Source organism: Desulfovibrio sp. 1214_IL3152, from assembly GCF_036763055.1.
Taxonomy (GTDB): Bacteria; Desulfobacterota; Desulfovibrionia; order Desulfovibrionales; family Desulfovibrionaceae; genus Desulfovibrio.
The window spans coordinates 1-1,477 of record NZ_JBAIYW010000409.1 but is presented as its reverse complement, the minus strand read 5'-3'; the positions used below and the strand labels follow the sequence as shown (position 1 = coordinate 1,477).

Annotated in this window: 2 protein-coding genes; one reads left to right on the top strand and one right to left on the bottom strand. The window is 58.0% G+C overall.

Annotated elements, in window-relative coordinates; translation table 11 throughout:
* Positions 1–212 (bottom strand): hypothetical protein (locus V6C07_RS08755; protein ID WP_333536018.1); only part of this gene is annotated, 212 nt, incomplete at its 3' end.
* Positions 213–271: 59 nt separating this feature from the next.
* On the opposite strand from V6C07_RS08755, the gene fliM reads away from it, so the two are divergent.
* Positions 272–1,252 (top strand): flagellar motor switch protein FliM, encoded by a 981-nt coding sequence (gene fliM / locus V6C07_RS08750; protein WP_333536016.1) that lies wholly within the window; start codon positions 272–274, stop codon positions 1,250–1,252.
* The last annotated feature ends 225 nt before the right edge of the window (positions 1,253–1,477 follow it).

Genomic DNA, 1,477 nt, shown 5'->3' with positions numbered 1-1,477 from the left:
GGTGCGGCGGTCAGCTCCACAAGCGGCGCGGCTGCGGCCTCCGCAGGATCCGCACTGCCGGAAGCGGCGGAAAATATTCGTAACAGCATGGACTTTGCTCCGGCTGTAGACTGCCTCAAGGGGCCGGGGTTGGCAAGAAAAAGGGCGCTCCTGAACGGCCGCAGGGCTGCGGAAGCATTCCATAGCTTGTCAAAGTGGCCTTTTTCTTGCAATGTTACTCGTGATAACGAGGCGGACCAAGAACCTTCACAGGATGTTTGTCGAGGCTGGCATGAACAAAGTTTTGGCGCAAGATGAAGTGGATGCCCTGCTGCGCGGGCTTTCAGGCGGCGAAATCGAGAGCGAGGTGGAAACGCCGGAAGACGATTCCGGCATAGTCGCTTTTGACCTTGCCAATCAGGACCGCATCATACGCGGGCGCATGCCCGTGCTTGAAATCGTCAACGACCGTTTTGCCCGGCTGTGTACCAACGCGCTCTCCAACTCTGTGCGCAAACGTGTGGAACTGAACCCCATATCCATTGATATGACCAAGTTCGGCGAATTCATGCGTTCTCTGCCTGTACCCACCTCCATCAATATTTTCAAGATGGATCCCCTGCGCGGCAACGCCATCATGGTGGTGGACTCACGCCTGGTCTTTGCCCTTGTGGAAAGTGTTTTCGGCGGCGCAGGCTCCCAGCCCAAGGTGGAAGGACGCGAATTTACCCGCATTGAGCAGGCCGTGGTGGACAAGATCGTCAAGATCGCCCTGGACAATATGGAAGAATCCTGGCGGCCCGTGCACGACGTCAAGCTGGAACTGGTGCGCAGTGAGATCAATCCGCAGTTTGCGGCCATTGTGCCGCCCAGCGATGTGGTGGTGGTCATCACCTTTGAGGTGGAACTGGACACGGCCCTTGGCTCCATGATCATCTGCCTGCCCTACGCCACCATTGAACCCATCCGCTCCAAGCTGCATGCCAGCTTTCAGACAGAACGCCTTGAGGTGGACCATGCCTGGGTGGCGCGCCTTAAAGAGCGCCTTATGGAAACTCCGGTGGAACTCAAGGTGTGTTTCGGCAAGACCACCATTACAGGCAACCAGCTTTTGCGCATGCAGGTGGGCGATGTGCTGGTGCTGGATAAGGATGAAGAAGACCTGCTTGACTGCACCGTGGCGGGCGTGTGCAAGTATCAGGGCATTGCCGGCACAATAAAGGCCATGAAATCTTTTCAGATTATCAAGGAAAACGAGCCGCAGTACACCTGATTGCAGAGCGTTCAGCCCCTGAAGCAGCCCGCGGCTTATGCCTGAGACCCTTGCCAGACAGCGGGCGGACAACGTTTTTGCAGCCGTTGACCCGCTCACTCGCCAGCCAAAGCCTGACCGGGACGGCCTTACGGCAGACGGCTCACGGCAAAGCCGCCCGGCCTGCCCCGCCTCATTCCTTCATTTTTTCCAGCATACGGGCCGCGCGTAGTTCGCGCATGCGCG

Bases quoted from the DNA above. Each gene is read 5' to 3' on its own strand.
- fliM (WP_333536016.1), top strand. From the start codon at position 272: ATGAACAAAGTTTTGGCGCAAGATGAAGTGGATGCCCTGCTGCGCGGG.